Origin of the sequence: Acanthopleuribacter pedis (assembly GCF_017377855.1) — a bacterium.
GTDB classification, from domain to species: domain Bacteria; phylum Acidobacteriota; class Holophagae; order Acanthopleuribacterales; family Acanthopleuribacteraceae; genus Acanthopleuribacter; species Acanthopleuribacter pedis.
Genome location: NZ_JAFREP010000001.1, coordinates 203,326 through 223,528 on the forward strand (window position 1 = coordinate 203,326; position 20,203 = coordinate 223,528).

A 20,203-nucleotide genomic window follows, 5' to 3' on the forward strand; every position below is an offset into this window, starting at 1 on the left:
GTATTTGGGAAGGCCGCCAAAATGCGGTCTAGCTTTCGCCGTGACTGCCGTCGTCGCCGATTTCATTGATGTAGTCCTCATCCTCGTGGGGCTGAACGGGGAGTTGGAGGACGAACAGCATACCGCCGCCGTCTGCCGCGCAAGCGGCTTGGATCTCGCCGTCCATCTCGGTGACGGCATTGGCGCATGCGTGCAAAATGAAACGGTTGGTGGTTGCCCGCGGCGACGCATTTTGGGCGAAAACGCTCACGAGTTCGTTTTCGGGGACGCAGGGGCCGGTGTCTTGAATGGTAATTTTGATCGAGTTTTCCGCGATGCTGCTGGTTATCAGGATCTTGCGTGGGCGCTCTGGGCCGTTGGCGTTCATGCTTTCACAAGAATGTTGCAACAGGCCGAGCAGAACGCGCAGAATCTTGGCACGTTGCAGGTAGAACGTGGGGACCGGGTTGAGGTCTTGAATAACCTCTGCTTGCGTACGGCGCAGGTCTTTGTTTTTGATTTTGACGGCGTCGGCAATCAATGCATTGATGTCCACCGAGTGGGCGACATTGTCTTGCTTGGCATATTTTTGTTGGGCACTTACGATCTGTGTAAGCTGGAAGACCTGATTGTTGATTCGGCTCAGTTGCTCGGCCAAATCTTCTTTCTGTGGGGCAATCGCTTTCAACTGCTGCAAGATTTTGTGACCGGCTTGGTTGTTGGCGGGATCGCGTGCCTTCTCCGGGTCGGTGAGGGCCAGCGCCCAGCGCATCATGGTTTGCGGGGCTTGGTAGGCTTCAAACAGGGTTTTTGCGGTTTGGCTTTCTTGCTCCACACGGCGCACCACATCGTCAACCTGGTGAAGTACGTTACACGCGATTTCGGCCATACCGGCGCGGTGGGCGGCTTCAATGACTTGTTCCTGGGCCGTGATCAAACGTTGGTGGGTGCCTTGTAACACGCTGCTGCGTTCCTGAACCATTTGCTCCAGCAAGGCATGGCGTTCCTGATTGCGACGCAAGCGGTGGCGGTCCAGACTGAAAATGCCGGCGAGCAGAAGGCAAACCACGGCAATACGGGTGGAGGTGCGTTGCCACCAAGCCGCGCGTTTGATGACGGTGATTTCAGCGTAGTCGTCACCCCAGTAATCCGGTTCGTTGCCCGCCCAAACCCGAAAAGAATAGGTGCCGGGGGGAAGATTGCTGTAATGGGCGATGCGTTCGTGTGTGACCAATTGCATGGTCTCTTCGAGACCGACCATTTGGTAGCGAAAGCGCAATCGTTTGGAAAGGGTGAGGTTGACCCCGGAGAAATGAATTTCCATTTTGTGTGGTCCGGGCGCGATGGTCACCGTGGAAAGGTTGTTTTGGTGCTTGCCGTTCAGTTTGACACGCGAAATAAAAACGGGCGGGGCCTCGCCTTGTTGGATTTCGTGCTCGCTGTCAAGCGAGACCACCCCTTCAATCGTAGGAACCCAAAGATTCCCAAAATGGTCCATGGCGGCGGCGGGGAAGGTACCGCCGTTACATTCGTTGCTTTTCATGCCGTCTTCCATGCCAAAGACACGGCCTTTTAGGCGTCCCTCACGACCGATGTCGAGGTAGCGCGTTATATCTTCGCGCGGGATGGAGAAAATACCGCGGTTGGAAGTCATCCAGAACCTTTTGTTTTCATCTTCTTGTAACGCGAGGATTTTATCGTCGAACAAGCCGTCCGAAACGTTAACCGCCTCGAAGCCGGTTGCGGTTTTTCGGTTTAACCCGTTGTCCGAGGTTCCAATCCAAAGCGTGCCGGTTTCATCCTGAAACAGGGCCAAAATTTGGTTGCTGGACAAGCCGTCCCGGCGGGTATAAATCGTGAAGTTCCCGTTTTCAAAGCGGCACAGACCACCGCCGCGGGTGCCGGCCCACAAAATGCCGTCGCGGTCGATGAGCAGGCTGGTCACCAAATTGGTGGGCAAGCCGTTGTGGACCGTGAAGCTTTCAAAAAAGCCGTCGCGCATGCGAATCAGGCCCTTGCGGCTTGCGATCCAAATATTGCCCTCGAGATCCGCCGAAATGGCGGAAATGGCGGTCGCCGGCAAGCCGGACTTGGGCTCATAGATGGTTTTGGCATCCGTTTCGGGTTGGTAATGGATGAGGGCGCGATCCCATATGCCCACCCATAAACCACCTTTACCGTCGTCGTAAAGGGCGGTGACGGAACCGTTGATGCCGAGATCGACGGTGGAAAAGCGTTTGCCGTTAAAACGGCTTAAGCCCGAATCCGTGCCGACCCATATTTGCTGATCCGAACTCTGTAGGACGGTTCGCACCATATCGTCGGGAAGGCCGTGCTTTTTCGTCCAGGTGATCGCGGGGCCGTTGCGGAAACACACCAAACCACCGGACTCAATACCAACCCACACATTGCCGTCGTGATCGGGCAGAAGGGTGGCGGTGTTGTTGTTTGGCAACCCGTCGTCTTGGGTAAAGGTTTGGTGAACAATAAGGTTGGGGGTCATGCGTGCGATGCCGCCGTAGGCCGTGGCAAGCCACATTTCGCCTTGTTGATCTTCTTCGATGTCGAGAATGCCGTGTTCTGGGAGGTTGCCGGCCGTGTCAGCCTTGTGGATCGTCTCACCGTCAATGACGTTTACCCCTTCGCTGCCACCGACCCAAATCCGCCCCTGGATATCTTGCTCCAGGCAGTAGGTGCGATCACTGTTGAGTCCTTGTTCCTTGCCGAAGCGGGTGACGCGATCACCTTCCAGGCGGTACAAACCGCGTTGGGTGGCGACCCACATCCGTCCGAAATCATCCTCGAGAAAGTCCCATATGGGATGGTTGTCGCCCTTTTCGAGGGTGATTTGGCGTAAAACGTTGTTTTCGTAAACAAAAATCCCGTTTTCATAGGTGCCCATCCACAGGGCGCCGTGGCGCGTGGAGACCATGGTCGAGACCCAGTCATCCTCCATTTCGAGAGAAGGACCTTGGCGGCAATTTAGCTGTTCGTCCAGGTAATACAATTTGCCTCGTTCATCGGCAAACCAAAGCCGGTGGTTGCGGTCCTCGGCCAGCGCCGAAATCATGTTGCTCTCGAGGAACGGGATATTTTTGTGGTTAAAAACGCGGAACTCGACCCCGTCGAAACGGACCAGGCCCTCGTGGGTACCGAACCAAATGAAACCCTGCTCGCTCTGAATCATTTTGGTGATGGAATTTTGAGGCAAACCTTGGGCGGTGTTCCATGCTTGCATGACGAACTGGTCGAGGCTTTTGTCGTAGGAATGGGCCCACAACGAGCAATGACCGCCCCAGCCGGCGCCAACCCATAAGGCGATGAGCAGGCCGTACCTCATGCAGTCGCTCGGTTTCATGACGCGGTCTCTGTTTCCAGCGGCATTTTGGCCGCCGAAAGGTTTTCGGTTTCCACCGTAATTTCGGCCGGAAACAGGAGGGTGAACGTGGTGCCTTTGCCTTTTCCTTCGCTTGTCGCCTCGATGCTCCCGCCCATCGCTTTGAGTACATTGGCGCAGTAATGGAGGCCGAAACCATGGCCCTTGGGTTTGGTGGTGAAGCCGTATTGGAATAAACGCGCGAGGTGTTCGGGTTCGACGCCCACGCCGCTGTCTTGAATGATCAGCGCCACCCATTTGGGATCGTGGCTGGTCGTGCGCACCACCAATTGGTGTTCATTGGCGGGCGACGGGTTCATGGCAATGGCTTCACAGGCATTTTTCACCAAATTGGAAACAATTTGCAGGAAATCCGACTTACACAAATGGACCAAGGGAAGGGTTTCAAAATCTTCGATAAGTTCGATGTTCCCGTTGCGAATGAGGTTGCCGTTCATTTGAAGGGCGTCTTCTACCAGGAGGTTGATATCCACCGCCTCAATGGGTCGGTGCTCCTGATCGAAGGTTTCTTGGTTGGCGAGAATTTCACCAATGAATTCAATGTTGCGCGAGAAAGATTGGAGTTCGTGATTGGCTTCGCGGCGCGTGTCGATCAGCACCTGGGCCACCTCGCTTAGGGCTGGGGGCAAACGGCGACCCATATCGTGGTCGCTGAAAAAAGTCGGGTCCATCTGATGTTTTTCGATTAATTGCTCCATGCGCTGCAACAGCCGGTCGCTGGATTCGTCCGCCACATTTTCGATCATCAGTTCGGCCGAGGTCAGCGCTGAATTGAGGGCATTGCCCACGTTGTGAAGCAGGTTTGTGGCGCTTTCCGCCATGCCCGCCAAACGCGCATTTTCGGCCAGTTGTCGGTTCACCAGCAAAACCTCTTCATTCATCGCGGCCAATTCGCGGGTGCGTTCCTGCACCTGATTTTCTAGTTTGACGCGGGTTTGTTCGAGGTGGAGAGAACGCCAGCGGAACATGACCGCGTTGCCGCCGAGCAGGGCGAGGAATGCGAAAAGCATGAACCAAGGTTTTTGAAAGAAAAATGCGTCAACGCTGAAACGAAAGTCTCGGTGGGTACCGATCCAGGGGCCGCCCGGCAAACCGGCTTCCACCATAAACGTATAGTTGCCGTGGGGAAGATGGCTGTAGCCGGCGACACGCCGTTTGTCCGCGTAGACCCAGTCTTCGTCGATGGGTTTGAGCCGATAGCGGAAGCGGATGTTATCGCTGTGGCGAAAATGGGGCGAGGAATAGTGAAACTTAAAATTGGTCGCGCCTGCCGGCAGGTCTGACTCGGCAAAAATGGGTTTGTCGCCCGAATAGGTTGCTTGCTCCACATGAACGAGAAGGTCGCCGTCCGGTTTACGCAGTGCTTTTAAGTCGGCGCGCACCGCGCCTTTGATGGTTGGGAACCAGATATGACCCTCTTGATCGCGGCCGCCCGAATTGGGCCCAATGAAGTTGCACTCGACTGATTTCATGCCGTTGTTGATATCGAAGGCTTGGTAGTTCAGCCGCTCGAGCACGCCCTCGCGGTACAGGTCGAAATCGCGCAGGCGGATCCGAAAAATGCCGTAGTTACTTGAGAACCAGAGGTGTTTTTGATGATCTTCCACGACTTGAAAACTTGTATCGGTGAACAGGCCGTCCTCGGTGGTGAATTGCTCAAACTGTTGGTTGCGGTAGCGAATAAGGCCGTGGGTTTCGGTGGTCAGCCATAGATCGCCGCGTGAATCCCGCCGGATTAAGAACAATTGGTTGGTAGGCAAGCCGTCCTGTTTGGTGTAAACATGCCATGTGTCCTTGTCTTTCTGGACGGCCAAGCCGCGCCCGGTTGCGACCCACATGCGGCCGCGGCGGTCCGTTTCGAAATCGTAGATCATGTTGTCCGGCAAACCCTCGGCTTGGGTGATTTGCGACCAGTTGTTGTTTTTTGGATCAAAAATCGCGATCCCATTTTCATAAGTGCCGACCCACAAGCGTCCAAACATGTCTTCTTCTAGGCAGTTGACGAGTGACCCACGCATAGCGCTGTTTTTGGGGGAAAAGCGGGTAACCTCGCCATTGGACTCGCGAACCAGGCCCGCGCCGTCGGTCCCGACCCAAAAATCGCCGTTTTTGGTGCGCAGGATGTCGTTGGCTAGGTAGCCGCGCGGCATCAAACGCTGGGTGTAGTCGGTGAGTTTGCCGGCGTACCAGTGTTGCAGGGCACCGTTCTCGTAGCTGAGCCAAATACCGCCGCGCGGGTCGGGGGCGGTCATCCAAACCATGTTTTCCGCCAAGCCGTCACGGGGTCCAAATGTGGTCATTTCCCCGTCGCTGAGCAAATGCAGCCCGCGGCCGATGGTGCCAAACCACATGTTCCCTTCGCGATCTTCCTTAATACAGGCAATGCGCCGCCCACTGATGGGGTCGGGGTTTTTGAAGAAGGTCATGGTGCCTGGGAATTGGCTGGGATGGGTGACGACGCTCCAGTTTTGGTTGGAGCGATTGGGATCGAGGCGCATGCGGACCAAGCCGTGGTCTTGTAGGGCGACCCATAGATTGCGATCACGATCCTGCTGAATGGCCGAGACGGTCAAGCTGCCTAACCCGGCGCGTTGGTCCAAAATCATGCTGCGCTTGCGACCCTGAAGAAACCCGCCTAAGGAGGGAAAGACTTGGAGACCCGCGTTTTTGGTTCCGAGCCAAAGCGCCCCGGATTGGTCTAGAACGATGGCTGTAATATGTTGGGAACGGAGGCCTTCTGTGATTCCTTTCCAGATCCAGTTTTCCTTTTGGTATATGCCGATGCCGCCTTTTTCGCTGCCCGCGAGGATTAAATCCTTGTCGATTTTTATCAGGGTGGTGATGAATGCGGGGCCTTCGATTGGGACGGCGCGACCCTGTGTCAATTTGATCAACCCCAAACCCTCGGTTCCGATCAGTAAATCGCCGCCCGGGAGGGCGAGCAAGGCGTTAATGGGGGCTTCCAGGGGTTCCTTGAGGATGGCAACCAGGCTGCCCTGATCCATACGCAGCAATTGGCCCGCGCGATTGCCCGCGATTAAGCGGCCCGCGCCGTCTAGGGTCAAGGCGCGAAAGTCCTGGTTGGTGAGGGCGGGGCTGTTGTATTTGTGCCAAATGCGGAAGGAAACACCGTCGAAACGGACCAGGCCTTCTTGGGTGCCAATCCACAAGTAGCCGCGATCATCCTGACAGAGAACCCGCACCGAGTTTTGTGGTAAACCGTCTTGGATTTGCCAATGACGGTGGACAAAATGGTGCAAGGCTCGGTCGGGATGGAGCATCCAGGTGGAAGCCAGCAAGCTGAACAATAGCGCGCTCAAGAAGAGATCCTTGTGTTGTCTTATTAGGACCTAAGAAGCGCGATAGCTCGCGGCGATTTTGGCTAAACCTCTGGAATGCAACGGCCTATGAAGATGCTCAGGGCCGACGGGTGCGGTCGGGCACGACCCCGGCCCGCTTTTTCCAAGCCTTTCGCTCCAGATCTTTAGCCAAAATCCCTCACTCTTATCGCGCCTCTTAGGTCGGAAACCAAGCCGGTGCCACCGCCAAGATAACACCACTTTGTAGCTTATCGACCGCTCGCGGATAAAACTCAATTCTGAGAAGGGCTTTGAAGCCCGCGGGGCAGAGAGTAAGCGCCCTAAAATAAGCGGTTTGTCGTTTCTGGGAAACATCGGTCGGCCAGAAGTACGCCGGTTTTGCCAGACGGGTCAAAAAGGTTTGTTGCGGGGCACCCTGTTTGTTTTCGTTTTGTCTTTAAGCAGTGCCGGATGCGATCAGTTCTTCGCTCACGTCTTTGATGTAGCCGAGTACGTCCCCCGGGTCGCGGGAGGGCAACGCGAGTTTCAGCACGCCTTCCGGGCTTAGGCTTAAGGCCTTTTTCTTTTGGATCCAATTCATGACCAAGTCGCCGCGCACCTTGGCGGTTTCGTGAAAGCGCAGTTGGAGCTTGTCCCGTTCACGTTCGACGTGCAGTACCCGTTTGCGGCTGAGGAAAAGGCGCAACTTGTGTTCCGCCATGAGCTGGGCGACCTCGGCCGGACAGGGGCCGTAGCAATCCACCATGGTTTGTTGGAGTTCGTCGATTTCCGTGTCGCTCTCCGCCGCGGCGAACTTTTTGTAGTAGTGCAGGCGTTGGTTGGTTTCCTCAATGTACTTTTTGGGGACCGCCGCGCCGAAGTTCAGGTTTACCAGACAGCTAACCTTATCCTCGATTTCATGGCCGCTTAATTCGGCGACGGCTTCTTCCAGCATTTTGACAAACAAGTCATAGCCGATGGCGTTAATGTGCCCTGCTTGGTTGGCTCCCAGCAGGTTACCCGCACCGCGCAGTTCCATGTCGCGGGCTGCGATACGGAAGCCCGACCCAAGGTCCGAGAACTCCTCCAGCGCGGCCAACCGTTGGCGTGCTTGGTTGGACATGCGTGCGCGCGGCGGGACCAGTAGGTAGGCAAAGGCGGGCCGGTCCGAGCGTCCGATACGGCCGCGTAGTTGGTAGAGCTGGCTCATGCCGAACATGTCGGCGCGATTGATGATCATGGTGTTGGCGTTGGGGATGTCCACCCCGTTTTCAATAATCGTAGACGCCACCAACACGTCCGTTTCCCGTTGCATGAATTGCAACATTTGGTGTTCGATGCGTTTGGGATCCATTTGACCGTGGGCAGCTGAAATCCGCAGGTGCGGCATCAATTCACGCAAGCCCGCGACCATGGTGTCCATGGTTTCAACCCGGTTGTGGATAAAAAAGACTTGGCCGCCGCGCGCCAACTCAAAATCAATTGCGTTGCGAATCAAACCGTCACGGGACTCAACCACGTTGGTACTAATGGCGAGGCGGTTGCGCGGCGGTGTTTCAATCACGGAGATATCGCGAATACCCGAAAGCGACATGTTTAGCGTGCGCGGGATGGGGGTCGCCGACATGCTGAGTACATCCACCTGTTTGCGCATTTGCTTCAGGCGTTCTTTGTGGGCCACCCCGAATCGTTGTTCCTCATCAATGATGACCGCGCCGAGGTTTTTGAACTTGATGTCTTTGCTCAGCAAGCGATGGGTACCGATGATGAGGTCGACCTTGCCGTCGGCCAAATCGGTTAATGCTTTTTTGATGTGTTTGCTGGAACTAAACCGCGAAATCCAGTTGACGGCCACCGGGAAATTGCCAAACCGGTTTTTGAAAGTGTGGTAGTGCTGGAACGCCAGCACCGTGGTTGGGCACAGAACCGCCACTTGAAAACCCTCCATCACACACTTAAAAGCGGTCCGCATTGCGACCTCGGTTTTGCCAAAACCCACATCGCCAACCAGCAACCGGTCCATCGGTCGCGGCGATTCCAAATCGGCTTTGATTTCGTTAACCGCGTTAAATTGGCCGCTGGTTAACTCGTGTTCAAACGCATCTTCGAAAGAACCCTGCCATTCAGTGTCCGCGCCATAGGGGGTGCGGGTCACCAGTTTCCGTTGGGCGTAAAGCTTTACCAATTCACCGGCCATCTCCCGCAGGGCTTTGCGCACACGGCCTTTGGTTTTGACCCAGGCGGTTCCGCCCAATTTGTCCAGTTGGACCTGGTTGTCGGCCGAACTAAAGCGCTGAACCAAATGAAGTTGGTTGAGTGACACATAAAGTTTTTGATCACCTTTGTAGGTCAGCGCCATCATTTCGTGGCGGCCGCCCCCGACCTCCATTTCCAGCAAGCCGATGAACTTGCCGATGCCGTGTTCTTCATGAACCACCAAATCACCGACCTTCAGATCGCGGAACTCAGCTTGGAAAACCCGTTTCCCGCCGGCGGGTTTGCGGGCGGCTTTGATCTTGGACCAAATGTCGGGCCCGGCGATGACCACCAACTTACGGTCCGGCCATTGGAAACCGGTCGGCAAGGCGCCTTTGGCGGCATAAAAACCTGGCGCAAGTTCCGTGCGAATCGGCAAGTCGCATGTTTTGACGAAAAAACCTTCGTGCTCGAGTTGTTCTTCCAAGTGCTTGAGTGCGCCCGTGTTTTGCGCCACGATCACCACGGCCAACCGTTTGGCTTGCTGTTTCCAATGATCAATGAAGCGGCGCACATCGCTTTTGTATTGAGGCACCGATTGGGTCAGGAATTCATCCTGAACTTCGGTTAAGCCCAGCGTGTGATGGATTACTGCTGTGACATGTTCTGGTAAATCAATCTGTTTAATGTCGCTTTGGTGGAACAGGGTGCGCAAGGGGGTCTGGAGTTGGTTTTGACCCAAAGCATCGGCTTGGGTTGTTAGCTGGGTCAGGTATTGCTCACATTGTTCCTGGACCGCCTCGTGATCGTCGACGAACAAAAGGGCCGGTTGTTCAACCAGATCCAAGAAATGGTGTGGATGCTCGAAAAACAGCGCGGTCCAGTGAAGAAACCCGGAGAACCGGCCGCGGTCGCGTAACTCGGCGACCAGGGAAAGGAACTGTTTGCGGGCCTCGCTTTGGTTCCACAGCTCACCGCCCTTGCGTGCGAAAACCGCCGCTTCACGCGGCGTAACATGCCACTCGAACATGGGCAAAATTTCCACGCTGTCGACCACGTGCATTGAACGCTGGGTGGCGGGATCAAATTCGCGAATTTCTTCCAGTTCGTCGTCCCAAAAATCGAGGCGCCAAGCGCGTTCATCCACCGAACTGTAGATATCGAGCATGCCGCCGCGCCGCGAAAAATCCCCTGGCTGGCTAACCAAATCGTTGGCGAGATAACCCATTTCCGCGAGGGTGCGACAGAGTTGGGGCAAATCGTAGCGGTCGCCGGACTGCAAGCTCAGCCGCGGTTTGGCGAGGGCGTCGCGGGAGGCGAGCGTTTCGAGGAAGACGCGCGGATGGGTGACGATCATGTCCCAGCGGTTGGTAAGCAAGGCGTCGAAGCAGGCCAAACGGGTTCGGCGGGTGAGCGGGTGCACCGGGGTAAACGCGAACGCCGACCCTTCGAGCGGTGGGAGCTCAAAGACGCGGGCTTGCGGGTTCAAACTCCGCAAGGCGTTGGCGGTTGCGTGAATGCGTTTCACATCCGCGGTCACCAAAATCGTTGGTTGTTCCTGTTGGGTAAGGTAATGGAGCGCCGCGGAGCCGCGTAACCCGTGGGCATGGCGAACCTGCTCCCCTCGCAACTGAAAAAAAGACATCACCCCTCCCTCCAGCCGCTTATTCTAACCGCTCTCGTGGCAAAGTAAGAATCGGATGTGGTCAAGGGTTGTCAGCCTCTCTTTTTCATAATGGCGCGCAGCATACTAAAACCCATGACCGCCGAAACCACGTACCCCGCCAAGCCGATAATCGGGATTTCGTGCCACAGGGGGGGGACTTTGGCGTGTACGATCAGCGAAGACCCGATAATCAATGATGCCAGAACGATGGCCGAGGCGATTCGGTTGCTGATGCGATCCAAGGTGACCATAAGCGGGGTCAGGCCCAGGTGCTCCAGCTCCATTTTGGCTTTACCTTGCTTCAACTGCTTCAGCAGTTCGCGCATTTCACCCGGCACCTCTTTAGCCAGGTAAATTATGTCCTGGCTGGTTTCCCATAAATTGCCGGCCAGGCGGCGTGGGTGGTACCGGTTGACCATGATACGGCGGATATAAGGACCCGCTTCTTCGCTAAACGAAAATTCGGGATCGAGCTTGCCGCCCAAATCCTCCATTTGCGTGATGGCTTTCAGTAATAAGAAATAAGGCGCGGGGATCGATAGCCGGTACTTGACCGTTACATCCAGGATCGCCCGCAATAATGGGCCTACTTCTAGGTCTTTAAGGCTGCGGAAGAGATGTTGGTCGATGAGTTCGTCGATTTCCCGTTCCAGGGACAGGCGGTCCACCAATTTGTGACTCTGGGTCAGTTTGAGCAGGACCTCGGCCGCTTTTACGGAATCCGCTTGCACCACCGCCAAAAAAAGATCGGCAAACCGCTCGCGACTCAGGCGATCCAGCCGCCCCATCATACCGAAGTCCAAGTAGCAGATGACATGGTTTGGCAAGACCATGATGTTGCCGGGATGCGGGTCGGCATGGAAGAAGCCATGCACAAAAATTTGTTCGATGATCAGCTTGGCGCCCCGTTGGGCGATCTCCTTGGGATCCATCTTGAGGGATTCAAGTTCCTCGCGCCGGGTAGGTTTGGTGCCGTTGATGAATTCCAATACCAGCACGCGGTGGTTGGATAAATCATCGTAAACCCTGGGGACGTGGACGATGGGGTTGTCCTCGAATTGACGCGCAAAACGTTTGAGGTTGGCCGCTTCGAATTCGTAATCTAGTTCATGATCCAGTGTGCGTGCAAATTCCTCGACAATTTTGGTCGGGCGATGGATCTGACCCAATTCCATGTGCTTTTCCATCAAGGTCGCCATGTTGTGCATGATCTGCACGTCGACCTCAATGATTTGGGCAATACGAGGCCGGCGAATTTTAACGGCGACCTGTACACCACTTTTCAATGTGGCCAGATGCACCTGGCCGATGGAACCGGCGGCCAAGGGTTTGTGATCAAAGGAGGCGATCTCCCCGGATTGTTCACCCAGCTCGAGTTCCAGAATCGCCTGGGCCCGTTCGCCGTCAAAAGGTGCCACCCGGTCCTGAAGTTTGGCCAACTCGTCCAAAATATCTATGGGGAGCAGGTCGCTACGGGTGGAAACGGCCTGGCCCATTTTGACAAAAGTGGGGCCGAGCTCTTCCAGCACGAGCCGGATCCGTGCCGCCCGCGAGAGATCCTGGTTGCGAAACCATTTGGTCTTGTTGAACAACTGCCATCCCATTTCCAGGTAATGTTCGATTTGCATCGCGTAAACCAAGTCCTCGAAACCGTACTTGATCAGGACGGTCAAGATCTGACGGTAGCGTTTGACAACGGCATAGGTGCGGGTAAAGAGACCCAGTTTTCGGGAAATCACGAACGCACCTCCGAGGGTAGGGGGGCAGAGATGAGGAAAGATGGGCGCAAGGCCTATGATAACGGGCTGTCCCCGATTTCTCAGTAGGAACGTCATGAAAAGCTGAAGTTATTGCAAGTGTGACGGTTAGAAGAGAGAAAAATCGCGAATGTGACCGTTGACAAAGTGGAACCAGAGTGACTGTTGTACTTTGGTTACTAGGTGGCGAAGTGGTTTTGAAAAAAAGCGGTTTTGTTACTTTTTTGGAAAGTCGGTTCTGGTTGTTTGGGCTTTCTTGATCCAGGCGATGAAGGTTTTTTTTGGGTTATCAGTGAGCTACCTGGTGCTAAGCCAGTAATTTACCTTGAGTAGGTGAGCTTTTGTCGGAGCTTGAATTTGCCGCGTTCTGAATCCCGCCGGATCCGCCTTGAATTCTTCTCTTTTCGGGGACCTAAAGCAATGTCTTTCGAGAAAATTGTCCATTGAGCCGGAAAAACTTTTTGTTCTCGTGGTACTATCCTAATTCGGCCCGTGGGCCGGCCACAATTAGGAGGTGGATGCGTGGAAACAGCCGAGCTTGTCGCAAGTCTTAAGCTGTCGGTTCAAGAAATTCCCAGCCTGAAAAAAATTAAAGAAGGTTTTCACAACCCTCACGTGAAGGCCTGGAAAACCAAACTCGAGGACATCCTCAAGGACGGTGGTTCTTGCTGCAGAAAATCATTGGATACATTGCATCGCATCAAGCAATCGCTGAGCGGCTCCAAATTTATCCAAGAGCAGACGTACATCAATCAACTGGAAGCATTGGAGCGAACCCTCAAGCAAACCATTCAAACGATTGAATTTCTCGGGCGTCCTGAGGATAATGACATCCTTCCCCACTGGGGCAAACCCAAGAGCCAACACCAAGCCGCCGGTCACTTGATGGTGGGTGATGAAGAGATCGCGGTAGAAGAAATTAACATTCATGAAGTTCTTGATTGTTTGGTTTCCCTGGCTGAAGATTCCGATCACTTGTCGGCAGGCATGCGCGCACGGCTGATTGAGCCGTTGACCGCCATTCTTGAGGACGATTTGTTGCAGCCGTTCCTTAATCAGGATATCGGCGTGTTATTGGGCCACTGGCCCGAGTTTTCAGGCAACCGTTAACCGTACTTTCCGCAAACGGGCCGCGGAATGTCATCAAAACCTCTCCCTTGTGGAGGGGTTTTTTTGTGCCTGGATCTTTGGTTTTTATCGCGTGATTTTGTGGGTATCTCATTATTTCTCAGGGGACTAGGGTGGAATCTGGATGGCGAGGTACGGATTTGCCCTTGCCCGCCCAACAATGTTGGGCTGGATGGATGGCGCATGCGGATAGGGCCGCTGCTTCGTTGAACGCCATTTACTTTTGGCATGGTTGTTCAGCCATGTTCCACGAATTGTGATTCAGGTGAACCCATTCATCCGCGGCGCCTCTTTGCCCGGTCCTTATAAAGGCGCCCTGCCTATCCTGTAACGATCCACGCATCCTGAGGATGAAAGAAATGAAACCAAGCCGGCTTTTCCAGCGCGGCTGAAAGCATCGCAAATTTGCCGGCCCGAAAGCAACCTAGCTCCATCAAGCGCTGATCTCACGAAGGTTTAACAGTGAAGTTAACTTGTTGTAAAGTAGTAGCTTGAGTTGTTTTCTTGGGTGTTGAAGGGACCACTTTGGTCCCATTACTCGGACATAGAGGTTTACCGCCGACCTCGCTGTGTTAAGATCCTTCGCGAAGAAGCTCAGGGCTTGGGGCGTAAGCATTCAGCCCGGATCGGCCACCACCGTATTCGGCTTCTCTTATCTGCTATGGGTGCGTTTGCACCCATTTATCACGACTGGGGTGGGAACACTCATGCCTAAAGAACGCATTTTAGTTGTAGAAGATGAACGAGATATTCTTGAACTGATTACATACAACCTCAATCGCGAGGGATACACCGTCCACGGCATTACCTCCGGTGAAGAAGCGCTTCGCGTGATTCCCGAATTTAAACCCAACTTAATCGTTTTGGACTGGATGCTGCCGGGAATGGACGGCTTAGAAGTCTGTAAGTTTATTAAACAGAACAGTAAGACCGCTGAAGTTAGCGTCATTATTGTGACCGCCAAGGATGCCGAGGCCGACGTGGTTACCGGCCTTGAAGTCGGCGCGGATGATTACCTCACCAAACCTTTTAGTCCCCGTGTTTTGCTCGCTCGTGTTAAAGCCTTGCTGCGTCGCAACCGCAAAGCTTCCGCCGATGCCGACGCGGTGTTGACCATTGAAAATATGGTGATCCACCCCGGTAAACGCGAGGTTCGTATCGACGACCGCCGTGTGCGGCTTACCAACATGGAATTTCGCATTCTGCATTTCTTGGCCTCGCATCAGGGGTGGGTCTATACCCGTTCCCAAATTGTGAGCGCGGCGCGCGGTGAAGACTACGCGGTTACCGACCGCTCCGTTGACGCCATCATTGTTGGGCTGCGCAAAAAGTTAGGGCCCGAGGCCCATTACATCGAAACAGTTCGCGGTGTTGGTTACCGATTTAAGGAATAAGCGTTGCGCAAACGTAAACTTCTCTGGCGGATCTTTTCATCGTTCCTGCTGATCACTTTGGTCGCGCTACTGCTGGTTTCTTCTTTCGCCACCACCTCTTTTCACAATTTTCACCTGCGCCAAACTGAACAAGAACTGCGCAACAGCGCGGTTCTTGTCGGGGCGCGTATGTCCGATTGCCATCCCGACGAAAGTTTTCAAGAACTGGATCGGCAATTCAAACGTCTGCGCCAGGATTTAGCGCACCGTATAACCATCATTCGTGCCGACGGTGAAGTGGTTGCCGATACTGATTTTGATGTGGCGCAGATGGACAACCACGCCGAACGGGACGAAATTCGCCAAGCCATGCGCGGTGAAATCGCCGTGGTGCGCCGTTTCTCCAATACCTTACAGCGCAAGATGTTGTTTGTCGCCATTGGCCGTGAGATGCCCGACGGCTCGCGGGTAATTGTCCGGGTTGCCCGTTCGATGACAACCATCGACCGTGCCTTGCGCACGATCCAAATCAAAATCGCGGTTGCCTGGCTGATCACGGCTGTTTTGGCGACCATCATCATTCTCACCATTTCCCGTAACATTAGCCGCCCGTTTGAAATGTTCAAATCCGACGCGGAGCGTTTGTTCCAGCGCATGCCGGGCGAAGATTATCCCGAATCCCAGGCGTTGGAAGTCGAAGAGTTGGCCGAGGCGATGAATGTCATGCTCGACCAGCTCAATGAACGCAGCGATACCATCGCGCACCAACGCTCTGAGGTTGAGGCGATTCTGTCCAGCATGACCGAGGCCGTGTTGGCCGTTGATTCCGAGGGACGGATTCTTAAGATCAATCAGGCGACCGCTGATCTGTTCAGCTTGGATTTGGAAGCCTGTCGTGGGGTCCGCTTGCAGGAGCGCATTCGCAACCAGCAGCTCAATGAATTTGTGGCGCGGATTCTGGACGGCGAGGCGCGCGGCATGGTTGAGTTCACCTTGTTTTCCCCTGAGCCCAAGTACCTTGAATCCCATGGTGCCTTGTTGCGCGACGAGATGAACCATGTTCTGGGGGCCGTGATCGTGATCAACAACGTTACCCGGTTGAAACGTTTGGAAACCATGCGGAGTGAATTTGTCGCCAACGTTTCCCATGAATTGCGCACGCCGGTGACCGCCATCAAAGGGTTCATTGAAACCTTGCAGGATGGGGCGGTTCATAGCCCTGATGACACGCGCCACTTCTTAACCATTATCGACCGCCACGCCACCCGGCTCAGCGCCATCATCGAAGATTTGCTTAGTTTGTCTAAAATTGAGCAGAACCCTGGTGAATTGCATGTTGAAACCCGTGCACTCAGAGTCGTCCTGCAAAACGCGATTCGGACCTGTAGTGAGAAACACAACCGGCCGATTCCCATCCATCTGAGTTGTTCAGACACGATCGAAGGTCGTTTTAACTCCAGTTTAATGGAGCAGGCCGTGGTGAACCTGATCGATAACGCCGTCAAATACAGCAGCGACGACCAGGCCGTCGAGGTGCGCGGTTTTGTGCACGGCCAGGCCCTGTTTGTTGAAGTTGAAGACCAAGGCCGCGGCATTCCTGAAAAACACTTGGCGCGCCTGTTCGAGCGGTTCTACCGTGTGGATCGTGCCCGTAGCCGCGATGTTGGCGGCACCGGGTTGGGGCTTTCCATCGTGAAACATATCGCGCAGGCTCACGGAGGCACCGTGTCCGTGACCAGCGAAGTGAACCGCGGCTCGACCTTTGCCATCACCATTCCACTTCGGCAGGATGAAGCGCCCTGAGCTCGGTTTGAAACACATGTTTCATGAAGCAGTGTTTCACGGGCGTTTCACGGGTGTTTCAATATAAGCCGTGAAATTTTAGAGATTTGGGTAAGGTGTTGTGAGTGTTGCGTTTGTTTGGATTTTAAAAAGTGGCATTCGCTTTGATATACATGACCCCGACTGAAGAAATGGTTGGAGGTTGTTATGTTATTTCGCCAGTTGTTTGATCGTGAAACCGCGACATTTACCTATGTACTTGCCGACGAGCAAACCCGTGAAGCCGTCATCATTGATCCCGTGTCCCATCAATTGGAGCGCGATCTGAAGTACCTCAAAGAGCTGGACCTCGACTTGCGCTATTGCTTGGAAACCCACGTGCATGCCGATCATGTAACCAGCAGTGGACCGCTTTCACTTTGGACAGGTGCCTTGATCGGGGTGAGCAAAGCCGCCGAGGTGGCGTGTGCCGATTTGGCGTTGGTTGAGGGGGATCGTCTTGCCTTTGGTCGTTACCCATTGCGGGTTTTGGCGACGCCGGGGCATACCCACACCTGTTTAAGTTATGTGTTGGATGATCGCATGGTGTTTACCGGTGATGCCCTGTTGATCCGCGGAACCGGTCGTACCGACTTTCAAAGTGGGGATGCGGCGTTGCTTTACCGTAATATCACGGAGAAGTTGTTTTCGTTGGGTGATGATGTATTGGTTTACCCCGGTCACGATTACCGTGGTTTCAGTTGCTCCACGATTGGAGAGGAAAAAAGAAACAACCCGCGTGTGAGTGGAAAAAGCGAAGGCGCTTTTGTAGCGATCATGGACCGGTTGGCGTTGCCCGCGCCCAATCATATCGACGAAGCCTTATCGGGCAATATGGCCTGTGGTCTCAACGCGGGGGTTGCCGTGCCGGATCCGAATGCCTTAGAGGTGGATGGGGCTTGGTTGCGGGCGCATCAAAGCAAGGTTCGGATTATCGATGTGCGTAATGCGGAAGAGTTTTGGGGTGAGTTGGGGCATATTCCGGGCGCCGAGTTGTTGCCTGCCGAAGGATTGCAGCAGGCGAGTGGCGCGATGCCCAAACATCGGGCCATGGTCATGGTGTGTCGTTCGGGACGCCGCGGTCTGGCCGCAACCAAGGCGATGCGGGCGCAGGGCTTTTCGCGGGTTTGGAGTTTGCGCGGCGGTATGACCGCCTGGCGAGATGTTGCCAATCAAACGAAACCGGTGATGTCATGATTGTTGTGGGTTTGGTGCTTTCGCTTTTGGTCGGTGTGAGTTTGGGATTACTCGGCGGCGGTGGCTCCATTTTAACCTTGCCGATCCTTCTGTATGTCCTTGGAGTGGAGGTACATGCCGCGATTGCCATGTCGCTTTTTGTGGTGGGGGTGACCGCCGTGGTCGGCGCGGTGCAACACGCTCGCCGTGGGAATGTCCATTGGCGCACCGGTTGGTGGTTCAGTGTTGGGGGCATGGGTGGCGCATTTTTGGGCGGCAAGTTGGGCGCGCAACTTTCGCCAACCCTGCTGTTATCCCTTTTTGCTGCTTTGATGTTGGTAACTGCCGGTCTGATGTTGCGTGGTAAAAAGACGCTAGTTACGCCGGGTGCCGCGCCGCGACGGCAACTTGTGCGGGTGCTGTTGGAAGGCTTTGTGGTCGGCGGTTTTACCGGGATGATCGGTGCAGGCGGCGGTTTTTTGGTCGTGCCCGCGCTGGTTCTGCTCGGGGGTCTGCCGATGAGAGAGGCGGTGGGTACCTCGCTGATGGTGATTGCGCTGAAATCCTTTGCCGGACTCGCGGGTTACCTCAGCCACATTGCCATCGACTGGGCGCTTGCTTTGGGGGTATCGGCCGCCGCCGTCGCTGGGAGTTTCATCGGCGCCCGCGCGGTTCACCGGGTGGCGCCGGATCAACTACGGCGGGTTTTTGCGTGGTTTGTGCTGGCGATGGGTGTGTTCGTGCTCGTTAAAGAGTGGACCTGATCGCGGTGCCGTGAAAAACGGCCGACCCCGCGATCAGCGCGGTTACTCCAGAGAGCTGTTGGCCCAGTTCAGGAACTCGCGAGGCGGTAGGTAACCCATGCGGCGGTCGATCAGTTCGCCTTCACTGTTAAAAATCAGGATGCAGGGGTAGCCGGCCACCTTGTATTTCTTGGCGAAATTTTGGCCTTCCCCTTTCTCCGCGTCGATTTTCATACTCACGGCGTTTTCGGTGAGAAACGAAAGAACTTTTTCGTTGCTCCAGGTGTTGCGATCCATAAGCTTACAAGGCCCACACCATTCGGTGTAGACGTCGACGACCACGACCTTCTGTTGCTCTTTGGCTGTGCTGAACAAATCGTCGACAGAACCTTTGAAGAACTGGGTATCGTTGAGAAGTAATCCGATGAACAAGGTGGTCAACAATGGGCTCTCCTTTGGCGGTGTTTTGGGTTGGAATTTCTCTATCGGCGAACCGGTCACGAATCTTAAATCGAAACGGCGCGATGAGCGCGAGATATTTTCACTAAAGGATTGGAGCGAAAGGGTTTGGGGACTTTGAGCCGAGGTTTCACTCGACCGCACCCGGTGGCCCTGAGCATTTTTTTTTCAGGCCGTTGCAGCCCAGAGGTTTAGCTAAATTCTCCGCGAGTTATCGCGCTGCTTAGGTTAAGGGGTGACGGATGAAGATCCCATCAGAGTGACGGAACGGGCGAAAGCGACCGCGTGGGCCGGGTCGGTGTTCCGGCCCGAGACGAACCGATCATGGGTTGTTGTTGGTTCCCCTATTCTAACCAAAGAATCACAAATCTACCTCACCCAAGTGGATTTTATGATTGTGCTTGGGTGCTTCGGTTGTTGCGCGTTGCGACTGGAACGCGTTATTTTTATCGAGCTGTCCGGGCGTAGGCCGTGTAACCTGTTTGGAAAGGCTTTGGCCGACAGGATGTCTCGGTGGCCGCGGCGGGGATGACCTGATCATGGACGCCCCGGCCGACCTGGATTCGTTGCGCTGAAATGATGCTGGAGGAAACCATGCCAACCTATGATTACCGCTGTCCCGCCAACGGCCAAGTGGTCGAAGTCATGCACGCCGTTGCTGAAAAAATGGAAACCTGGGGACAGTTGTGCGAAACGGCCGGTCATCCGCCGGGTGAAACCGATCCCGGGGCCCCCGTGGAGCGTTTGGTTTCCGCGCCGGGTTTGGCGTTCCCCAAAACCAACAGCGAACTAAAAAATATGGGTTTTACCAAGCTGGTGAAGCGGGACAGCGGTGTTTATGAGAACGTGACCGCCACGGATAATGAAAAGCGCTATACCGTGGCCGGCGATCAGTCGAGTTACCCCGACTTCCGTTCTAAAATCGGCGATTGAGCCAAACGGGTTCTCGGCCCGCGGCGATTTGCCGTTTCCGAATGAAAAAAAAGCGCTTGGCCTTGTCAAAGTAAAAGGTTTGTGGTTAAATCCGACGGTTGCTTAGTCGCGTGGGTCTTGCTCGCAACGCTGCTTGGTGTACGGCTGTCTCCTTTGAACTTCTAGTAAGGAGCCTACAGCAAGCACCCGAGCTAATGGAAGCCGCCCAGCCGTCTCTTTGCTTGGACTTCGTTCTTGCGTCGTGCCCTGTTTTTTTGTACCATGGCACCGTATCTC

General features: G+C 54.7%; 11 protein-coding genes. 6 read left to right on the top strand and 5 right to left on the bottom strand.

The annotated features are described in order from the left end of the window. Nucleotides 1-28: 28 nt before the first annotated feature. From J3U88_RS00645 to J3U88_RS00660, 4 genes are all read right to left on the bottom strand, one after another. Nucleotides 29-3,319 (bottom strand): two-component regulator propeller domain-containing protein, encoded by a 3,291-nt coding sequence (locus J3U88_RS00645; RefSeq protein WP_207856182.1) that lies wholly within the window; start codon nt 3,317-3,319, stop codon nt 29-31. A 14-nt stretch (nt 3,320-3,333) separates the two neighbouring features. Further along, a complete protein-coding gene (locus tag J3U88_RS00650) occupies nt 3,334-6,696 on the bottom strand; it encodes a sensor histidine kinase (protein ID WP_207856183.1) in 3,363 nt (1,120 codons plus the stop codon). Between the two features lie 436 nt (nt 6,697-7,132). After that, nucleotides 7,133-10,516, bottom strand: a complete 3,384-nt coding sequence (gene mfd, locus J3U88_RS00655; protein WP_207856184.1) for a transcription-repair coupling factor — start codon at nt 10,514-10,516, stop codon at nt 7,133-7,135. A 71-nt stretch (nt 10,517-10,587) separates the two neighbouring features. Beyond that, entirely contained in the window at nt 10,588-12,276 is a 1,689-nt protein-coding gene (locus J3U88_RS00660) for an AarF/UbiB family protein (protein ID WP_207856185.1), read from the bottom strand. A gap of 540 nt (nt 12,277-12,816) precedes the next feature. Here J3U88_RS00660 and J3U88_RS00665 point away from each other — a divergent pair. The 5 genes from J3U88_RS00665 to J3U88_RS00685 all read left to right on the top strand — a co-directional run bounded on the left by J3U88_RS00665 (nt 12,817) and on the right by J3U88_RS00685 (nt 18,556). Next, nucleotides 12,817-13,404 (top strand): hypothetical protein, encoded by a 588-nt coding sequence (locus tag J3U88_RS00665; RefSeq protein WP_207856186.1) that lies wholly within the window; start codon nt 12,817-12,819, stop codon nt 13,402-13,404. Between the two features lie 725 nt (nt 13,405-14,129). Next, nucleotides 14,130-14,816 (top strand): response regulator transcription factor, encoded by a 687-nt coding sequence (locus J3U88_RS00670; protein ID WP_207856187.1) that lies wholly within the window; start codon nt 14,130-14,132, stop codon nt 14,814-14,816. A gap of 3 nt (nt 14,817-14,819) precedes the next feature. Further along, on the top strand, nt 14,820-16,598 hold the full coding sequence (locus tag J3U88_RS00675) for a sensor histidine kinase (RefSeq protein WP_207856188.1): 1,779 nt from the start codon (nt 14,820-14,822) through the stop codon (nt 16,596-16,598). Between the two features lie 186 nt (nt 16,599-16,784). Continuing rightward, nucleotides 16,785-17,813 (top strand): MBL fold metallo-hydrolase, encoded by a 1,029-nt coding sequence (locus tag J3U88_RS00680; protein ID WP_207856189.1) that lies wholly within the window; start codon nt 16,785-16,787, stop codon nt 17,811-17,813. After that, nucleotides 17,810-18,556 (top strand): sulfite exporter TauE/SafE family protein, encoded by a 747-nt coding sequence (locus J3U88_RS00685; protein ID WP_207856190.1) that lies wholly within the window; start codon nt 17,810-17,812, stop codon nt 18,554-18,556. The genes J3U88_RS00680 and J3U88_RS00685 overlap by 4 nt, the downstream gene beginning before the upstream one ends. A gap of 42 nt (nt 18,557-18,598) precedes the next feature. Here the strand turns inward: J3U88_RS00685 and J3U88_RS00690 are convergent, their stop codons facing one another. Next, nucleotides 18,599-18,979 carry a thioredoxin family protein gene (locus tag J3U88_RS00690; RefSeq protein WP_207856191.1) on the bottom strand — a complete coding sequence of 127 codons (381 nt, stop codon included), beginning with the start codon at nt 18,977-18,979 and terminating at the stop codon, nt 18,599-18,601. A gap of 609 nt (nt 18,980-19,588) precedes the next feature. Here J3U88_RS00690 and J3U88_RS00695 point away from each other — a divergent pair. Beyond that, entirely contained in the window at nt 19,589-19,927 is a 339-nt protein-coding gene (locus tag J3U88_RS00695; RefSeq protein ID WP_207856192.1) for an FmdB family zinc ribbon protein, read from the top strand. Nucleotides 19,928-20,203 lie beyond the last annotated feature (276 nt).